Here is a 16233-nt window from a genome sequence, read left to right as displayed (position 1 = left end):
GCTGACCGCTGACCGCCTCACCGAAAGGAGCACCGCCATGGCCCACCCGCTGACCGCCCTGCGCCGCGCCGCCCACCAGGTCGACGCCCGCACCCCCGAGACCCGCGACCGCGCCCTGGACGGGCTGCGCGCCCTCGCCCTGCTCGCCGTGCCGGTCGGGCACTGGCTGCTCGGCGGCTTCACGCTCTCCGCCGACGGCGCCCTGCACAACGCGAGCCCGCTCTCCTCGCTCGGCGGCCTCGCCCCGATCAGCTGGGTGCTCCAGATGCTCGGGGTGTTCTTCCTGGTCGGCGGCCACTCCTCGGTCCAGTCGCTGGAGCGGGCCCGGGCCAAGGGCGTGACGTACCTGGGCTGGCTGCGCGGCCGGTCGGTGCGGCTGCTGCGCCCGGTGCTGGGGGTGACGGCCGTCTGGGCGCTGCTGATCGCGCTGCTGCCCGCGCTCGGCGTCCCCGGGGACACCGTGCGGACCGGCGCGACGCTGGTGGTGCAGCCGCTCTGGTACATCGCGGTCTACCTGGGGCTGACCGCGCTCACCCCGCTGTGCGTGGCGGCCGGGCGCCGGCTGGGCGGCTGGTCGGCGGGCGTCCTGGTGGCCGCCGTCGCCGCCGTCGACCTGCTGCGGTACGGGCCGTGGGCGGAGGCGGTGCCGTCCTGGGTCGGGCTGTTGAACATCCTGCCGGGCTGGCTGTTCGGCTACCAGCTGGGCGTGCTGTGGGCGCAGGGCCGGCTCGGCCGCCCGGTGGCCCGGGTGCTGCTGGTCGGCGGTGGCGCGCTGTTCGCCACGCTGCTGCTGGCGTTCCACTACCCGGCCAGCATGGTCGGGGTGCCCGGGATGGAGCGGACCAACTCGCACCCGCCGTCCCTGCTGGTGCTGGCCCTGGCGGCGACGCAGTGCGGCGCCGCGGTGCTGCTGCGGGATCGGCTGGGCCGGCTGCTGACCCGCCGTCCGCTGCTGTGGCTGCCGGTGGTGGCGGTCAACCTCTCGGCGATGACGATCTTCTGCTGGCACCAGAGCGCGATGCTCGCGGTGGCGGTGCCCGGCGCGGCCGGCCTGGGCGCCGTGCCGGGGCTGACCACCGCGCCGGACTCGATCGGCTGGGTGGCCGTCCGGGTGGCGCTGCTTCCGCTGTTCGGGGCCGTGCTGGTGGCGATCGGGTGGTTCACCCGGCGGTTCGACGGGCCGTGGACGGCCTTCTCCCGGGCCGGGAAGGCACTGGCCGCGGCGGGTGCGGCGCTGTTCGCCGCGTACGCGCTGGGCATGGTGTGACCTGCGCCGGAGAGTGAGGCACAGGAGGGGCGCGGACCGATCGGTCCGCGCCCCTTCGGCCGTTCCGGGACCGGTCCACGGCCACTCCGGGGCCGCCCGTCGCAGGGGTCCGCAGCGGGATGCATCCGCATGCGAACCACCACGCACTGTGATCTCCTGTGACGGTCGGCGACCATCGCTGGACCGCGCCCGCCCACGGCCCGTCCGTCCGCATTCGCCACCCTCCCCGCCCACCCCCTCCCCGAGGAGATCCATGTCCCCGTCCGCACCGCAGCCACGGCGCCGGGCCCGCCGCCGGCTGTCGGCCACCGCCGTGGTCTGCGCGGTGACCACCGGCACCCTGCTCGCCGCCGTCGGCCCGGCCACCGCCCACGGCGGGCCGGCCACCCCCGGCCAGAACGACCTCACCCCGCACATCGCCTCACCCCGGGTGATGGCCGAGATGCGGGACGACGAGGTCGCCGCGCTCGGCCCCGAGCACGCCGAGGAGCACGCCCGGGCCCGCGCCGCCATCCGCGGCATCGGCGACTACCCGCAGACCACCCGCACCAACCGGTACAACGCGCTGACGGCCTCCCAGGCCAGCACCAACGCCGGCTTCGACCCGGCGGTGTTCGGCACGTTCAAGGAGTACTTCTCCTCCCCCGACTTCGGCGACCACGTCGCGCTGCTGCCGACCGGCAAGGTGCTGCTGTTCTCCTTCGAGCGGATCGAGTCCAACCCGGAGAAGGAACCCGCCCCCACCCAGACCACCGGCAAGGAGAACGCCGGCCGGGCCTTCCTCTGGGACCCGGCCAAGGGCACCGGCAAGGACGCCTTCAAACAGGTCACCCCGCCGGTCTCCGACATGCCGGACGGCCTCAACGAGCCCCGCCCGGTGCCGTTCTTCTGCTCCGGCCACTCCTTCCTGCCCAACGGCATGCTCGGCGTCTTCGGCGGGAACCTCGGCGGCAACGGCGGCACCGGCGCCAAGCTGTCGCTGGTCTTCGACCCGTGGACCGAGACCTGGACCCGCAACCCCGACATGTCGGTCGGCCGCTGGTACCCCTCGGTGGTGACCGGCGCCGACGGCCGGCAGCTGATCATGTCCGGCCAGTCCGAACTCGGCCACGGCACCCCGACCCCGGTGGTCGAGCGCTTCCCCGCCAAGGGCTTCCCCGTCCCCCAGGGCAAGAACGACACCCCGAAGAACACCCCGGTGGAGCGCTTCAAGGCCGACGCCCCGTTCACCACGGACTACCCGCACCTGTTCTCGCTCAACGACGGCAACGTCTACGGCTTCGGCCGCCAGCCCACCGAGCAGTGGAGGTTCGACCCGGTCGCCGAGTCCCGCAGCGACCTCACCGCCCGCCCGGACGGCCGCCCGCGCAACTACGGCTCCGCGGTCATGCTGCCCGGCGGCGTCAACGGCCCGGACTCCGCCCTGATCCTCGGCGGCGACCGCGACAACCCGAGCACCCTGCGCTTCTCCAACGGCAGTTGGACCGCCGAGAAGTCCCGCGCCTTCGGCCGCACCCAGGACGACACCCTCCTGCTGCCCAACGGCCGGCTGATGACCGTCAACGGCGCGTACGACATCCGCGACTACGGCAACGGCCCGTACAACCCCAACGCCGACCTCAAGTACCGCCAGGTCGAACTGCGCGACGACCAGGGCAACTGGAAGCTCGGCCCGGTCCAGCGGCTCCCGCGCGGCTACCACTCCAACGCCGTGGTCCTGCCCGACGGGCGCGTGATGGTGACCGGCGACGAACTCCAGCAGCTCGCCAACAACCCGGACGTCAACGGCACGGTGAGCGGCATCCCCGGCACGACGGGGCCCGTCACCATGAACGGCACCATCGAGATCTACGAGCCCGCCTACCTGAACCAGGGCAGCCGGCCCCAGCTGGACCGGGCGCCGACCACCCCGGTCGGCTACGACAAGAAGTTCACCGTCACCAGCACCACCTCGGGGCTCGCCGCCAAGGCCGTCCTGCTGGCGCCGACCACGTCGACCCACTCGGTCAACACCAGCCAGCGCCACATCGAGCTGCGGCTCACCAGCCGGGCCGGCAACCGGCTGGAGTTCCAGGCCCCGCCGGACGCCAAGGCCGCGCCGCCCGGCTGGTACATGCTCTTCCTGCTCAACGACCAGGGCGTGCCCAGCGTCGCGCAGTGGGTCCAGCTCAGCTCCTCGGCCTGACCCCCGAACCGCCCCCCAGCGAAGGAAAGACCCACCCATGAGCACCCCCACGGCCACCGACCTGCGGCTGCGCCAGAGCGACGAGATCCAGGGCGACATCCTGGCCGGCTTCCGGAAGGACAACGTCAGCGTCCTGTTCCTCAAGTTCGAGGACGCGGCGCGCGCCCGCGACTGGCTGCGCCGGCTGGTCCCGCAGATCGCCACCACCCGCCAGGTCGCCACGTTCAACGAGGCGTTCAGCGAGGCCAGGAGCGCCTCCGGCGGCGACGACCCCAAGTCGCTGACGGCCACCTGGCTGGGCGTCAGCTTCACCTACGAGGGCATGCGGATGCTCTCCGCCACCGACCCGTTCGCGCAGGCCCCGCCGATCGGCAGCGGCCTGGAGGCGTTCAAGGAGGGCTCGGCGCAGCGGGCCGGCGCACTCGGCGACAGCGGCGACAACTCCCCGGAGAACTGGCTGTTCGGCAACGGCAGGAACCAGCCGGTCCACGCGCTGCTGAAGATCTCCGCGGACAGCGAGAAGGACCTCCAGGCGGCCATCGAGGCCCAGCGCATCGCGGCCGCCGAGGCCCGGGTCCTGATCGCCTACCAGCAGAACGCCCAGACCCTGCTGGGCAGCCGCCGCGGCAAGGAGCACTTCGGCTTCAAGGACGGCATCAGCGAGCCCGGCGTGCGCTTCTTCGACCGGCCGGACCCGAACAACCCGGACGAGGTCGAGGGCCACCGGGGCACCCGGATCATCCCGGCCGGCGAGTTCATCTGCGGCGAGGACAACGACCCGTTCAGCTTTCCCAAGGACCAGTACCCGGACTGGACGCGCAACGGCTCCTTCCAGGTGGTCCGCCGGCTCGCCCAGGACGTCCCCGGCTGGTGGTCGCAGGTCTCGGTCAAGCTCCAGGAGCTGCGGCTGGCCAAGGCCGTCCCGGACAACGCCACCACCGAGTGGCTGGCCGCCCGGATGGTCGGCCGCTGGCGCTCCGGCGCCCCGGTCTGCAAGCACCAGGACCGGGACACCCCGAACGACCCGACCTCCTCCAACGACAACGACTTCGACTTCCGGGACGACCTGGAGGGCCTGGTCACGCCGCTCTGGTCGCACCTGCGCAAGACCAGCCCGCGCGCCGCCCTCCAGGAGGACCCGAGCCACCCGCCGTTCGACCCGAACGCCCTCGACGGCCGTCGGATCATGCGCCGCGGCACCCCGTACGGCTCGCCGTTCGACCCGGCCTCGGAGGGCCCGGGCGGCCCCGACGACCCGCGCGGCCTGCTGTTCATCTGCTACCAGGCGGACATCGCCCGGCAGTTCGAGTTCATCCAGGCCGACTGGATGGACCAGCCGGACTTCCCGCCCAAGCGCAACCCGGTGCCCGGCAAGGACCCGGTCACCCAGGAGGCCCCGGACGTCGACTTCGAGAGCCGGGATCCGGACGGCACGGTCAAGCACACCCTGCTGAGCTTCCAGCAGTTCGTCCGGACCACCGGATCGGTGTACGCCTTCATGCCGTCCGTCAGCACCCTGAAGGCGCTCTGCGACGGGCGGCTCACCGGCGGGTCCGGCCAGACCACCGGGCAGACCCAGCAGGGCGGCGGCGGCCAGGCCGCCTCCGGCAAGGCGTACCCCTGCGACGAGTTCCTCGCCGTCCCGGACCAGCAGCGCAGGGGCGGCCAGAGCCAGTACTGGGTGTTCCACGCCGACCGGTGCCGCCGGATCTCGGTGGCCGACGGCTCCGCCCACACCGACCGCGTGGTCGACGGCGACACCGGGCTGACGGCCTGGACGTGTCTGCAGGGCGTCGGGCGGGTCGACTGCGTCCTGCCGATGCCCGACCTCCAGAACCCGGACGGCAAGAGCTGGTACTGGGTGTTCCACAGCACCGCCGGCCGCCAGCAGTACCGGGCCGTCTCGATCACCTGCGGCGGCGGCTCCACGACCAGCGCCGTGGAGCGCCAGGACCGCGACCTCGGCGCCTGGAACTCGCTGGGCGGCGTCGACCGGATGGACTGCTTCCTGCCCGTCCCCGACCAGCAGCGGGTCGGCGGCAAGAGCTGGTACTGGGCGTTCCACACCACCGGCGGCCGCCAGCGCTACCGGCTGATCTCGGTGGCCGACGGCGCCGCGCACACCGACGTGTGCGAGCGCACCGACCGCGAACTCTCCCAGTGGGGCTCGCTGAACGGCCTGAGCCGGGTGGACTGCTTCCTGCCCGTCCCGGACTGCCAGCGGGTCGGCGGCCGGAGCGAGTTCTGGTGCTTCTCCGGCCAGAGCTACCGCCGGATCTCGATCGCCGACGGCAGCGGCCACCCGGACCGGCTGGTCTCCGGCGACCGCTCCTGCGACGCCTGGTCCTCGCTGCTCTGAACCGCCCGGCCCGGGCCACCCGCCCCCACCCGCCCCCCGGTGCGCCCCGCGTGCACCGGGGGGCGCGCTGTCGGTCCCCTGCCCTACGCTGCGGGCATGGTGACGTTCGAGGAGTTCCGCGCGATGGCGCTCGCCCTGCCGGAGGCCGCACAGGAGCCGACCTGGGACATCGAGACCCTGCGGATCCGCGGCCGGATCTTCGCGATGGGCGCGCCCGGGGGCCGTTCCGTCACCGTCAAGGCCTCCCCCGAGGACCAGGCCGAACTGCTCGCCGCCGAGCCCGAGGTGTTCTCCAGCGCGCCGTACGTCGGGCGGCACGGCTGGGTGAGCGTCCAGCTGGACCTGGTCGATCCGGAGGAGCTGCGCGACCTCGTCGTCGAGGCCTGGCGGCGCACGGCGCCCAAGCGGATGGTGCGCGAATTCGACGTGCGGGCCACTCTGTGACGCTGAAACGACACCGCCGGTTCATGTGAGCCATCCCACAGTTTGGGCGGGCGCGTCACCTCTCCGGGCACCCTACGCTTGCGCAGGGAAGCAGGCAGTCTCATCGCACCTCCGGGCACCGCCCGAGAAACGGTGACGGGCCCTAAGGGAGTTGGTGCGGTGCGCAACCGTCGGCGCTGGAAGCGGGTACTGATCGGGGCGTTCGCGGGCTGTGCCGTGCTCGCCGACGCCGGCGCCGCGGCGGCCCAGGCGGCCGCCTCCACCGAGCAGCTGGCGATCTCCACACCCCCGGCCGGCAGCGCCGCCTGGGTCCAGGACCACAGCTTCGACCGCACCCTGCCCGACCCGGCCACCACCACCCCGGCCGCCGCCGCCGCGTTCTTCGCCTCGCTCGCCCCCACCGAGCTGGACCGGCTGATCCGGGACTACCCACTGGTCGTCGGCAACTTCGACGGCGCCCCGCTGGACCTGCGCTACCGCGCCAACAAGATCGCGCTGGCCGCCGAACGCGACAGCGCCCGGGCCCGCGCCGCCGACCGCAAGCTCGACGCCGACACCCGCGAGCTGGCCGTCTCCCGCGCCAACGACGTCGAGCACCTGCTCGGCCCCGACCGGCAGATCCTCGCCTTCGACCCGCGCGGCCGCGGCCTGATCACCGAGGTGTGGGGCGACCTCGCCGACGCCGAGCGGATCTCCGTCGTCGTCCCCGGCTCGGACGCCGACCTCGGCCACTTCGACCAGGCCCCCGAACCGCTGCGCTCCCCGGCCGGCATGGCCCGCGCCCTGCACACCGAGGAGCAGCGGCAGGCGCCGAACACCCGCACCGCGGTGATCGCCTGGACCGGCTACGTCACCCCGTCCGGCCTCGGCCCGGACGCCGTCACCTCCCGGCTCGCCGACGTCGGCGCGCCCCGGCTGCAGCGGCTGCTCGCCGGGCTCAAGGAGACCACCCGGCCGGACGCGCCCCCGGCCCTGCTCTGCCACTCGTACGGCTCCGTGGTCTGCGGCAACGCCGCCCCCGAGATCCCACGCGCGGCCGCCTCGCCCTCCGACACCTCCGGGATCACCGACCTGATGGTGTTCGGCAGCCCCGGCATGGGCGTGCAGAGCACCAGCGAGCTGGGCACCGGCGTGCACGTCTGGGCCACCCGCAACCCCACCGACTGGATCGGCAACGTCCCGTACCTGGAGGTCGGCGGCCTCGGCCACGGCGCCGACCCGACCGCCGGCGGCTTCGGCGCCGAGCAGATCTCCTCGGCCCGCGCGGCCGGCCACAACGGCTACTTCACCGAGGGCACCGACAGCCTGCACAACTTCGCGGCGATCTCGCTCGGCCACTACCAGGACGTCGTCCGCCCCGCCCCGAACTCCTAGAGCCCGACCTACCGCTGGCCCTACTCCTGGTACAGCCGCAGGGCGTCCGCCGCCGCCCGGGCCAGCTCGCGGCGGGCCGCGAGCGGGGCCAGCACCTCGACGTCCGCGCCGAAGGCGAGCAGCGCGCGGACGGCCGCCGGCGCCGGGAAGACCATCGCCACCTCGACCCACTCCTCGGCCGGCCCGGCGCCCGCCTCCGGCGGCGGCGCGGTGACCCGGCCGCCGTGGATGCGGACGAACATGTCCAGCCGCCCGCGCCGCACCCGCACCCGGACCGGCAGCTCCTTCGGCAGCCGCTCCACCTGCTCGCGCAGCACCGCCCAGGCGTCCCCGAGCCCCACCCCGGCGCGGCGGCGCACCGCCTCGTCGGTGGTCTCGGCGGCCAGCACCCGGTCGGCCCGGAACAGCCGGGGCTCGCCGTGCAGATCGGCCACCAGGTACCAGACCGCGGCCTTGCTCACCAGCCCGTACGGGTCCACGGTGTACTCCACCGGCGCCGGCGTGCCGCTGTGCCGGTAGCTCAGCCGCAGCCGCCGGTCGGCGAACACCGCGTACTGCAGCTCGCCCAGTTCGGGGCCGGCCGCGGCGCCGGCCGCCGGGCCGCTCTGCAGCCAGCGGGCCGGGTCGACCAGGATCCGCTCGGTGATCCGCTCGGCGGCCGGGCGGTGCGGGGCCGGCAGCGCGGCCATCACCTTGCGCAGCGCCGAGCCGAGCGCGCCGTCCAGCCCGAGGTCGCTGTGCGCGCCCTGGGCGGAGAGCACGAACAGCGCCCGGGCCTCGTCCGCGGTCAGTCCGGTGACGTCGGTGCGGTAGCCGGGCAGCAGGCTGATGCCGCCGTGGCGGCCGCGTTCGGTGAACACCGGCACGCCGGCGGTGGAGAGCGACTCCACGTCGCGGTAGATGGTGCGGACGGACACCTCCAGGCGCCCGGCCAGTTCGGTGGCGGGCACCCGGCCGCGGGTCTGGAGCAGGAGCAGGATGGAGAGCAGGCGGTCGGCCTTCATGGCAGCAGAATCCCAGCAATCCTGACGGCGGTTGTCAGGTTTTACTGGGAGATTGCCGTTCGAGACCGAAAGCCCGCACCACCCCAGGGAGCTGATTCCACGTGAACTCCGTCCAGGACGCCCGCCCGCAGTACCTGCTCGCCCTCGGCCAGTTGGAGAAGCTGTTCGCCGAGATCACCCCGGACGTCCTCGACCGGCCCACCCCGTGCAGCGCGTTCACGCTGCGGGAGCTGCTGAGCCACGTGGTCGGCGGCATCCACCGGTTCGCCTACCTGGGCGAGGGCGGCCGGGCCGAGGACGTCGTCGCCGCCACCGGGGACCTGGCGGACGACGCCTGGCCGGGCGCGCTGGACCGGGCCCGCGCCCGGGCCGTCGCGGCCTGGGCGGACGACGCCGCGCTGGACCGCCCGGCCCACGCGCCCTGGGGCGTGGTGCCCGGCCGGATCGCGGTCGGCGGCTACCTGATGGAGACGGTCGCGCACACCTGGGACATCTCCCGGGCGCTCGGCTCCCGGCAGCCGCTGGACGACGCCCTGGCGCACGCCGCGCTGGCCGTCGCCCAGGCCGTCCTGTCGGCCGAGCACCGCGGCGGGGCGGTCCCGTTCGGCGAGGTGCGGCCGGTCGCCCCGGACGCCGACGTGCACACCCGGCTGGCCGCCTGGCTCGGCCGGGAGGTCTGAGCAGGCGCCCGGGACGGGGGGAGCGGCCCGGGCGGCCGCTCCCCCACCGCCGCTACTCCCGGCCGACCTGGGTGAAGCGCATGTCCGGGTAGCGGTCCCCGGCCACCTCGCCCGCCACCGGCTCCAGCCGGGCCAGTTCCTCGGCGGTGAGCCGCAGCGTGGCGGCCGCGGTGTTCTCGGCGAGCCGGCTGCGCTTGCGGGTGCCGGGGATCGGCACGACGGTCAGCCCGTGCACCTCGGCCCGCTGGTGCACCCAGGCCAGCGCGACCTGCGCGAGGGTCACCCCGCGGGCCGTCGCGATCTCCCGCAGCGGCGCCAGGAGTTCGGCGTTGGCCGCCGCGTTGGCGCCGGTGAAGCGCGGCTGGGTGCGCCGGACGTCGTCCGCCGCGAGCTGCTCGGCGGCCTGGAACGCCCCGGTCAGGAAGCCCCGGCCGAGCGGTGAGTACGGCACGAAGGCGACGCCCAGTTCGGCCGCGGCCGGCACCGCCGTGCGCTCGACGTCCCGGGCGAACACCGACCACTCGGACTGCAGCGCGGCGATCGGGTGGATCGCGTACGCCTCGCGCAGTTCGGCGCCCGTCACCTCGGACAGCCCCAGTCGGCGCACCTTGCCGGCCCGGACCAGCTCCGCCATGGTGCCGACCGAGTCGGCCAGCGGCACGGCCGGGTCGCGGCGGTGCATGTAGTAGAGGTCGATCTCGTCCACGCCGAGGCGGCGCAGCGAGGCGTCGACGGCGGCCCGGATGTACGCCGGGTCGTTGCGGATGCCGCGGTGACTCGGGTCGTCCTCCTTGCGCTCCACGGCGAACTTGGTGGCGAGCACCACCCGGTCGCGGTTGGCGCGGACGAAGGGGCCGATCAGCTCCTCGTTGCGGCCGAAGCCGTAGGCGTCGGCGGTGTCGAACAGGGTGACGCCGGCTTCCAGGGCGGCGTCCAGGGTGGCGAGCGCCTCGGGCCGGTCGGTCGGGCCGTAGAAGTCGCTCATGCCCATGCAGCCGAGGCCCTGGACGCCCACGAACGGGCCGTCGGTGCCGAGTCGGGCGGTGGGGAGGACGGGAACGGTCATCGCTCTGCTTCTTCCTCTGCGTGCGGCGCATGCGTGCGGCGTACTCCACGTGCGGCGTACTCCACGTGCGGCGTGCTCCGCGTGCGGCGTGCTGATGGCGGCTACTCGTGGCGGCGGACGGCCGGTTCGTCGGACGCGGCGATCCGGCCGGAGTACAGGTCGATCTTGTAGTCGAGGACGGCGAGGGTGGCCTGGAGGTCGGCGACCCGTTGGCGGACCTCCTCGCGCTGGTCGACCAGCAGTTGGCGCCGCGCCTCGTAGGTCCGCTCACCCTCGCGGGCCAGCTCCACGTAGCGGAGCATGTCGGCGATCGGCATGCCGGTCAGCCGCAGCCGGCCCAGGAAGGCCAGCCGGTGCAGGTCGGCGTCGCAGTAGCGGCGCTGGCCGCTGGCGGAGCGGTCGACCGGGTCGAGCAGACCGATCCGCTCGTACCAGCGCAGGGTGTGCGCGGTGAGCCCGCTGGCCACGGCGACCTCGCTGATGGTGTGCCGCGGGGTCCGGTCCGGATCGCCGACCGGGCGCTGGTACACGTCGGCGCAGGTCCGCAGGTCGAGCTGGACGGGTGCGAGCGTGGCCATGATCGGTTACCCCCTGTGGTGAGCGGTGACGACGACGCTATCGAGTTGGAGTGCACTCCAAGCAAGCCTCGCACCCGGGTGCTCCCGCCACCCGTTTTCGGGCCTTCGTTAGAGTCGGGCGCATGGAGAGCTTGCGGATGATCGAGAACTGGCCGGTGCCCCACGCCGCGGCGGCGGTGGTCCGGGGGGCGGACGGCGCGGTGCTGGGCACGTACGGGCCGCAGCAGCACCTGTTCCCGCTGGCGTCGGTGACCAAGCTGCTCACCTCGTACGCGGTGCTGGTCGCGGTCGAGGAGGGCGTCTTCGAGCTGGACGACCCGGCCGGGCCGGCCGGCTCGACCGTCCGCCACCTGCTCGCGCACACCTCCGGCCTCGGCTTCGACGAGGACCGGGTGTTCGCCGAGCCCGGCAACCGCCGGCTGTACTCCAACGCGGGCTTCGACGCGCTGGCGCGGGCGCTGTCCGACGCCGCCGGGATCGAGTTCTCCCGGTACGCCGCCGAGGCGGTGTTCGAGCCGCTGGGCATGCACGACACCCTGCTGAACACCGCGCACAAGTCCCCGGCCGGCGCCGGCGGCCTGTCCACCGTCGCGGACCTGGTCCGGTTCGCCGCAGAGCTCCAGTCCCCGAAGCTGCTGGACCCGTCCACCGTCCGGCAGGCCACCCGCGAGGTCGCCTTCCCGGGCACCAGCGGCGTGCTGCCCGGCTACGGCCACCGCCGGCCGAACGACTGGGGTCTCGGCTTCGAGATCCGCGACGGCAAGGCCCCGCACTGGACGGGCACCGCCAACTCGCCCGCCACCTTCGGCCACTTCGGCCAGTCCGGCACCTTCCTGTGGGTCGACCCGGAGGCCGGCGTGGCCTGCGTCGCGCTCACCGACCGGGACTTCGGCCCGTGGGCCGCCGAGGTCTGGCCGGCCTGCTCGGACGCGGTCCTGGCCGAACTGAACAGCTGAACGACTGAAAGGCTGAAAGGCCAGGACCTAGCCGTACGAGACCGGCGAGTGCATCTCCCAGAGCAGGAGTTCGGCGCCGGTCTCGCCGGCCGTCGGGTCGGCGAAGGCGTCGCCGGTGATCCGCACGCTGTCGCCCGGGGCCATCGAGCGGCCGCCGCCCTTGGGCCCCGGGATCGTCCGGTAGCCGAGCGAGCCGGCGGTCAGGTGCGCGTACCGCCAGGCGGCCTCGGGCAGTGCGGGCAGCGGCTGCCACGGCCCCGCCGTCGCCAGCCAGAGCGCGGCGTCGCCGCGGCGCAGCCGCAGGGCGTCCGTCCCGGCGTCGCGCTCCAGCCCGGAGGCGAGCAGCGTCAACCCGCCGTCGGCCGGTTCCACCTTGCGCAGCCCGTACGCCGGGGGCGCGTCGAACACGTCCGGCTGGAGCCACATCTGGACGAAGCGGACCGGGCCGGCGGCCCCGCCGACGTTGCGCTCGGTGTGGGTGACGCCGGAGCCCGCGCCGAGGTGCTGGACCATCCCCGGGCGGACCACCCCGCCGTGCCCCTGGGAGTCCCGGTGCGCCAGCGCGCCCTCCAGCACCCAGGTGAGGATCTCGGTGTCCCGGTGCTTGTGCTCCTCGTACCCGGCGCCGGGGGCGAGGAGTTCCTCGTTGCACGCGAGCAGCGCGCCGAAGTGCGTGTTCTTCGGGTCGTAGTGGCCGGAGAAGGAGAACGCGTGTCGGGTCTCGACGCCCTCGGCCGGGGTGGAGAGGTAGCGCTCGGCGGTGCGGCGCAGGTCGGCGCGGGGGCGGGCGGCGTCGTCTGTCACGGGCCCCACGGTAGTGGGTGTGACCGGCACCACCGTGCCGCTGCACCGGGGGGTGTGCACGAGCAGTCACCCACGTGAGGCAGTCTTGTCCTTGTGCCAGCCGCTTCCGCGAACTCCAAGAGCGAACCCAGTCCCACGGCCGAGCCGACCGGGAAGAGCCCGGCCCCCAGGGCCGGCCGCGACCGCCCCGGCCGGGCGGCGCCCCGCCTGACCGCGCAGGAGCGCAGAATGGCCGCCGAGCGGGCCGAGCGCCGGGCCGCGACGCTCAAGCGGCTGGAGAAGTCCTCGGGCAAGCTGGCCACCGCCGCGATCTCCCGGATGGACGACCAGCTCGGCTGGTACCGGCGGATGCCGCCGGAGCACCGTTCCTGGATCGGCCTGGTCGCCCAGGCCGGCATCGCCGCCTTCACCGAGTGGTACCGCCACCCGGACGCCGCCCAGGCGATCTCCACGGACGTCTTCGGCACCGCCCCGCGCGAGCTGACCAGGGCGATCACCCTGCGCCAGACCGTCGAGCTGATCCGCACCACGATCGAGGTGATGGAGGAGGCCATCGAGGAGGTGGCCGCCCCCGGCGACGAGGCGGACATGCGCGAGTCGGTGCTGGTCTACGCCCGGGAGATCGCCTTCGCGACCGCCCAGGTGTACGCCCAGGCGGCCGAGGCGCGCGGCGCCTGGGACGCCCGGCTGGAGGCGCTGGTGGTCAACTCGCTGCTGTCCGGCGACGCGGACGAGGGCGTGCTGTCGCGGGCCGCGGCGCTCGGCTGGGGCCAGCCCAGCCAGGTCCGGGTGGTGATGGGCAGCGCCCCGGACGGCGACAGCGAGCTGGTGGTCGAGGCGATCCGCCGGGCCGCCCGGTACGCCAAGCTGCACGTGCTGACCGGGGTGCTGGGCAAGCGCCTGGTGGTCGTGGTCGGCGGCGACAAGGAGCCGGTGCACGCGGCCCGGGCGCTGATCGGCCAGTTCGCGCCGGGCCCGGTGGTGGTCGGCCCGACCGTGCCGGACCTGCTCTCGGCGACCCGCTCGGCGCACGCCGCCGCGGCCGGCCTGCGTGCCTGCGCCGCCTGGCCGGACGCGCCCCGCCCGGTGCTGGCCGACGACCTGCTGCCCGAGCGCGCGCTGGCCGGCGACCAGGCCGCCCGCCGCCAGCTGGTGGAGGAGATCTACACACCGCTGGACGAAGCCGGCTCGGCGCTGCTGGAAACGCTGAGCGTCTACCTGGAGCAGGCCTCTTCGCTGGAGGGCGCCGCCCGGATGCTCTTCGTCCACCCCAATACGGTGCGCTACCGGCTACGACGTGTGACCGACGTCACGGGGTACGCCCCGTCCGACGTGCGTTCGGCGTTCACGCTGCGGATCGCACTCGCCCTCGGCCGACTCACCGCGGCCGGGGAGCCGAGCTGAACCGCCTGTAGGGACCTTACAATCCCGGATGGTTTTCTTCGTTACCGTCGCCTACCCGCCCCTGGGCGCCTGGCGAGAGAGGGTTGAACCGTGCTCGTAATCGTCGCCCCTGGACAGGGTGCCCAGTCCCCCGGTTTCCTCAGCCCCTGGCTGGAGCTGGACGGTGTCGCCGACCGCCTCCGCGGCTGGTCGGAGGTCGCCGGGCTCGACCTGGTGCACGCCGGGACCGAGGCCTCCGCAGAGGAGATCAAGGACACCGCCGTCGCCCAGCCGCTGCTGGTCGCGGCCGGTCTGATGACCGCCCGTGAGCTGTTCCCGGACGAGGACGTCGCCCGCAAGCTGGTCGGCGCCGTGGCCGGCCACAGCGTCGGCGAGATCACCGCCGCCGTCGGCGCCGGGGTGCTGAGCGCGCACGACGCGCTGACCTTCGTCCGCGAGCGCGGCCGGGCGATGGCCGCGGCCGCCGCCGTCACCGAGACCGGCATGATCGCCGTGCTCGGCGGCGACCCGGAGGTCGTCGCGGCGAAGCTGGCCGAGCACGGCCTGACCGCGGCCAACAACAACGGCGGCGGCCAGATCGTCGCCGCCGGCACGCTGGCCCAGCTGGAGACGCTGAAGGCGGACCCGCCGGCCGGTGCCAAGCTGGTCGCCCTGAAGGTGGCCGGCGCCTTCCACACCGAGCACATGGCCCCGGGTGTCGAGCGGCTGGCCGCGCTGGCCCCGACGCTGACCGTGGCCGACCCGCAGGTCCGCTACGTCTCCAACAAGGACGGCGAGGTCGTGGCCTCCGGCGCCGAGGTGCTCACCCGCCTGGTGTCGCAGGTCTCCAACCCGGTCCGCTGGGACCTCTGCATGGAGACCCTCGGGCAGCTGGGTGCGACCGCCGTCATCGAGCTGTCCCCCGCGGGCACCCTCACCGGACTGGTCAAGCGCAACCTCAAGGGTGTGGCGACGCTTGCCCTCAAGACCCCCGCCGACCTGGACAAGGCCCGCGCACTCGTCGCGGAGCACGGCGGTCAGGATCAGGAGACCCAGGCATGACGAAGCCGCAGATCCGCCCGTCCGAGGGCGCGCAGTACGCGCGCATCCTCGGCGTGGGCGGCTACCGCCCGGTCCGGGTGATCCCCAACGCCGAGGTGCTGGAGTGGATCGACTCCTCGGACGAGTGGATCCGCACCCGCAGCGGGATCGCCGAGCGCCGCTGGGCCGGCCCGGAGGAGAGCGTCGCCGAGATGTCGGTGCAGGCCTCCGGCAAGGCCATCGCCCAGGCCGGGATCACCCCGGACCAGATCGGCGGCGTGATCGTCGCGACCGTCTCGCACCTCAAGCAGACCCCGGCGATCGCCACCGAGATCGCCGAGCGGCTCGGCTGCGGCACCGCCCCGGCCTTCGACATCTCGGCCGCCTGCGCGGGCTTCGGCTACGGCCTGGGCCTGGCCGACGGCATGATCCGCGGCGGCAGCGCCGAGTACGTGCTGGTGATCGGCGTCGAGCGGCTGAGCGACCTGACCGACCAGTCGGACCGCTCGACCGCGTTCATCTTCGGCGACGGCGCCGGCGCCGCGATCGTCGGCCCGTCCGACACGCCCGGTATCGGCAAGCTGATCTGGGGCTCGGACGGCTCGCAGTCCGACGTCATCTCGCAGACCCAGGCCTGGGACACCGCCTTCGCCAAGCCCGACGCCGTCAACGGCGTGGGCGAGGAGGCCAAGTGGCCGGCCCTGCGGATGGACGGCCAGCCGGTCTTCCGCTGGGCGGTGTGGGAGATGGCCAAGGTGGCCCAGCAGGCGCTGGACGCCGCCGGGGTCACCGCCGACCAGCTCGGCGCGTTCATCCCGCACCAGGCCAACATGCGCATCACCGACGCCATGATCAAGGCGCTCAAGCTGCCCGACTCGGTGCCGGTCGCCCGCGACATCGCCGAGACCGGCAACACCTCCGCGGCCTCCATCCCGCTGGCGATGGAGCGCATGCTGGAGAGCGGCGAGGCCCGCAGCGGCGACCTCGCACTGATCATCGGCTTCGGGGCGGGTCTCGTGTACGCCGCGGCAGTCGTTACGCTCCCCTAGGCGCGTTTCGCCCCACTCATTCCGCAAAGCCTGTGTCCGGCCG

General features: G+C 74.0%; 14 protein-coding genes. 10 read left to right on the top strand and 4 right to left on the bottom strand.

Going from position 1 to position 16233, the window contains the following annotated elements:
- Positions 1-37: 37 nt before the first annotated feature.
- From ACFWPT_RS06820 to ACFWPT_RS06800, 5 genes are all read left to right on the top strand, one after another.
- On the top strand, positions 38-1267 hold the full coding sequence (locus ACFWPT_RS06820; RefSeq protein WP_380343806.1) for an acyltransferase: 1230 nt from the start codon (positions 38-40) through the stop codon (positions 1265-1267).
- Between the two features lie 253 nt (positions 1268-1520).
- Complete coding sequence (locus ACFWPT_RS06815) at positions 1521-3452, top strand: galactose oxidase-like domain-containing protein (protein WP_380480095.1); 1932 nt, start codon at positions 1521-1523, stop codon at positions 3450-3452.
- 37 nt (positions 3453-3489) lie between these two features.
- Positions 3490-5811, top strand: a complete 2322-nt coding sequence (locus tag ACFWPT_RS06810) for a Dyp-type peroxidase (RefSeq protein WP_380480093.1) — start codon at positions 3490-3492, stop codon at positions 5809-5811.
- A 96-nt stretch (positions 5812-5907) separates the two neighbouring features.
- Positions 5908-6255, top strand: a complete 348-nt coding sequence (locus tag ACFWPT_RS06805) for an MmcQ/YjbR family DNA-binding protein (protein ID WP_063347451.1) — start codon at positions 5908-5910, stop codon at positions 6253-6255.
- A gap of 159 nt (positions 6256-6414) precedes the next feature.
- Entirely contained in the window at positions 6415-7629 is a 1215-nt protein-coding gene (locus ACFWPT_RS06800) for an alpha/beta hydrolase (RefSeq protein ID WP_380480091.1), read from the top strand.
- A gap of 20 nt (positions 7630-7649) precedes the next feature.
- Here the strand turns inward: ACFWPT_RS06800 and ACFWPT_RS06795 are convergent, their stop codons facing one another.
- On the bottom strand, positions 7650-8633 hold the full coding sequence (locus ACFWPT_RS06795; RefSeq protein WP_380480089.1) for a helix-turn-helix transcriptional regulator: 984 nt from the start codon (positions 8631-8633) through the stop codon (positions 7650-7652).
- A 101-nt stretch (positions 8634-8734) separates the two neighbouring features.
- On the opposite strand from ACFWPT_RS06795, the gene ACFWPT_RS06790 reads away from it, so the two are divergent.
- Positions 8735-9313, top strand: coding sequence for a TIGR03086 family metal-binding protein (locus ACFWPT_RS06790; RefSeq protein WP_380480087.1), 579 nt, complete (start codon positions 8735-8737; stop codon positions 9311-9313).
- Positions 9314-9365: 52 nt separating this feature from the next.
- On the opposite strand, the gene ACFWPT_RS06785 is transcribed toward ACFWPT_RS06790, so the two are convergent.
- Positions 9366-10379, bottom strand: a complete 1014-nt coding sequence (locus tag ACFWPT_RS06785) for an aldo/keto reductase (RefSeq protein ID WP_380374956.1) — start codon at positions 10377-10379, stop codon at positions 9366-9368.
- Between the two features lie 101 nt (positions 10380-10480).
- Positions 10481-10957 (bottom strand): MerR family transcriptional regulator, encoded by a 477-nt coding sequence (locus ACFWPT_RS06780; protein ID WP_363370032.1) that lies wholly within the window; start codon positions 10955-10957, stop codon positions 10481-10483.
- A 122-nt stretch (positions 10958-11079) separates the two neighbouring features.
- Between ACFWPT_RS06780 and ACFWPT_RS06775 the strand changes: the two genes are divergently transcribed.
- A complete protein-coding gene (locus ACFWPT_RS06775; protein ID WP_380480084.1) occupies positions 11080-11913 on the top strand; it encodes a serine hydrolase domain-containing protein in 834 nt (277 codons plus the stop codon).
- A gap of 27 nt (positions 11914-11940) precedes the next feature.
- Here the strand turns inward: ACFWPT_RS06775 and ACFWPT_RS06770 are convergent, their stop codons facing one another.
- On the bottom strand, positions 11941-12717 hold the full coding sequence (locus ACFWPT_RS06770; RefSeq protein ID WP_159398417.1) for a pirin family protein: 777 nt from the start codon (positions 12715-12717) through the stop codon (positions 11941-11943).
- A 228-nt stretch (positions 12718-12945) separates the two neighbouring features.
- Here ACFWPT_RS06770 and ACFWPT_RS06765 point away from each other — a divergent pair, with 228 nt between their 5' ends.
- The 3 genes from ACFWPT_RS06765 to ACFWPT_RS06755 all read left to right on the top strand — a co-directional run bounded on the left by ACFWPT_RS06765 (position 12946) and on the right by ACFWPT_RS06755 (position 16190).
- The gene (locus ACFWPT_RS06765) at positions 12946-14121 is read left to right on the top strand and encodes a CdaR family transcriptional regulator (protein ID WP_063347457.1); all 1176 of its coding nucleotides are present in this window, start codon (positions 12946-12948) and stop codon (positions 14119-14121) included.
- Positions 14122-14211: 90 nt separating this feature from the next.
- The gene (locus tag ACFWPT_RS06760) at positions 14212-15162 is read left to right on the top strand and encodes an ACP S-malonyltransferase (protein WP_380480082.1); all 951 of its coding nucleotides are present in this window, start codon (positions 14212-14214) and stop codon (positions 15160-15162) included.
- Positions 15159-16190: a beta-ketoacyl-ACP synthase III gene (locus ACFWPT_RS06755; protein ID WP_350878134.1), complete on the top strand. Its 1032-nt coding sequence runs from the start codon at positions 15159-15161 to the stop codon at positions 16188-16190. The genes ACFWPT_RS06760 and ACFWPT_RS06755 overlap by 4 nt, the downstream gene beginning before the upstream one ends.
- Positions 16191-16233 lie beyond the last annotated feature (43 nt).

This window comes from Kitasatospora sp. NPDC058478, from assembly GCF_042720345.1.
Lineage (GTDB): Bacteria > Actinomycetota > Actinomycetes > Streptomycetales > Streptomycetaceae > Kitasatospora.
This window is presented reverse-complemented; position numbering and strand designations above follow the sequence as displayed.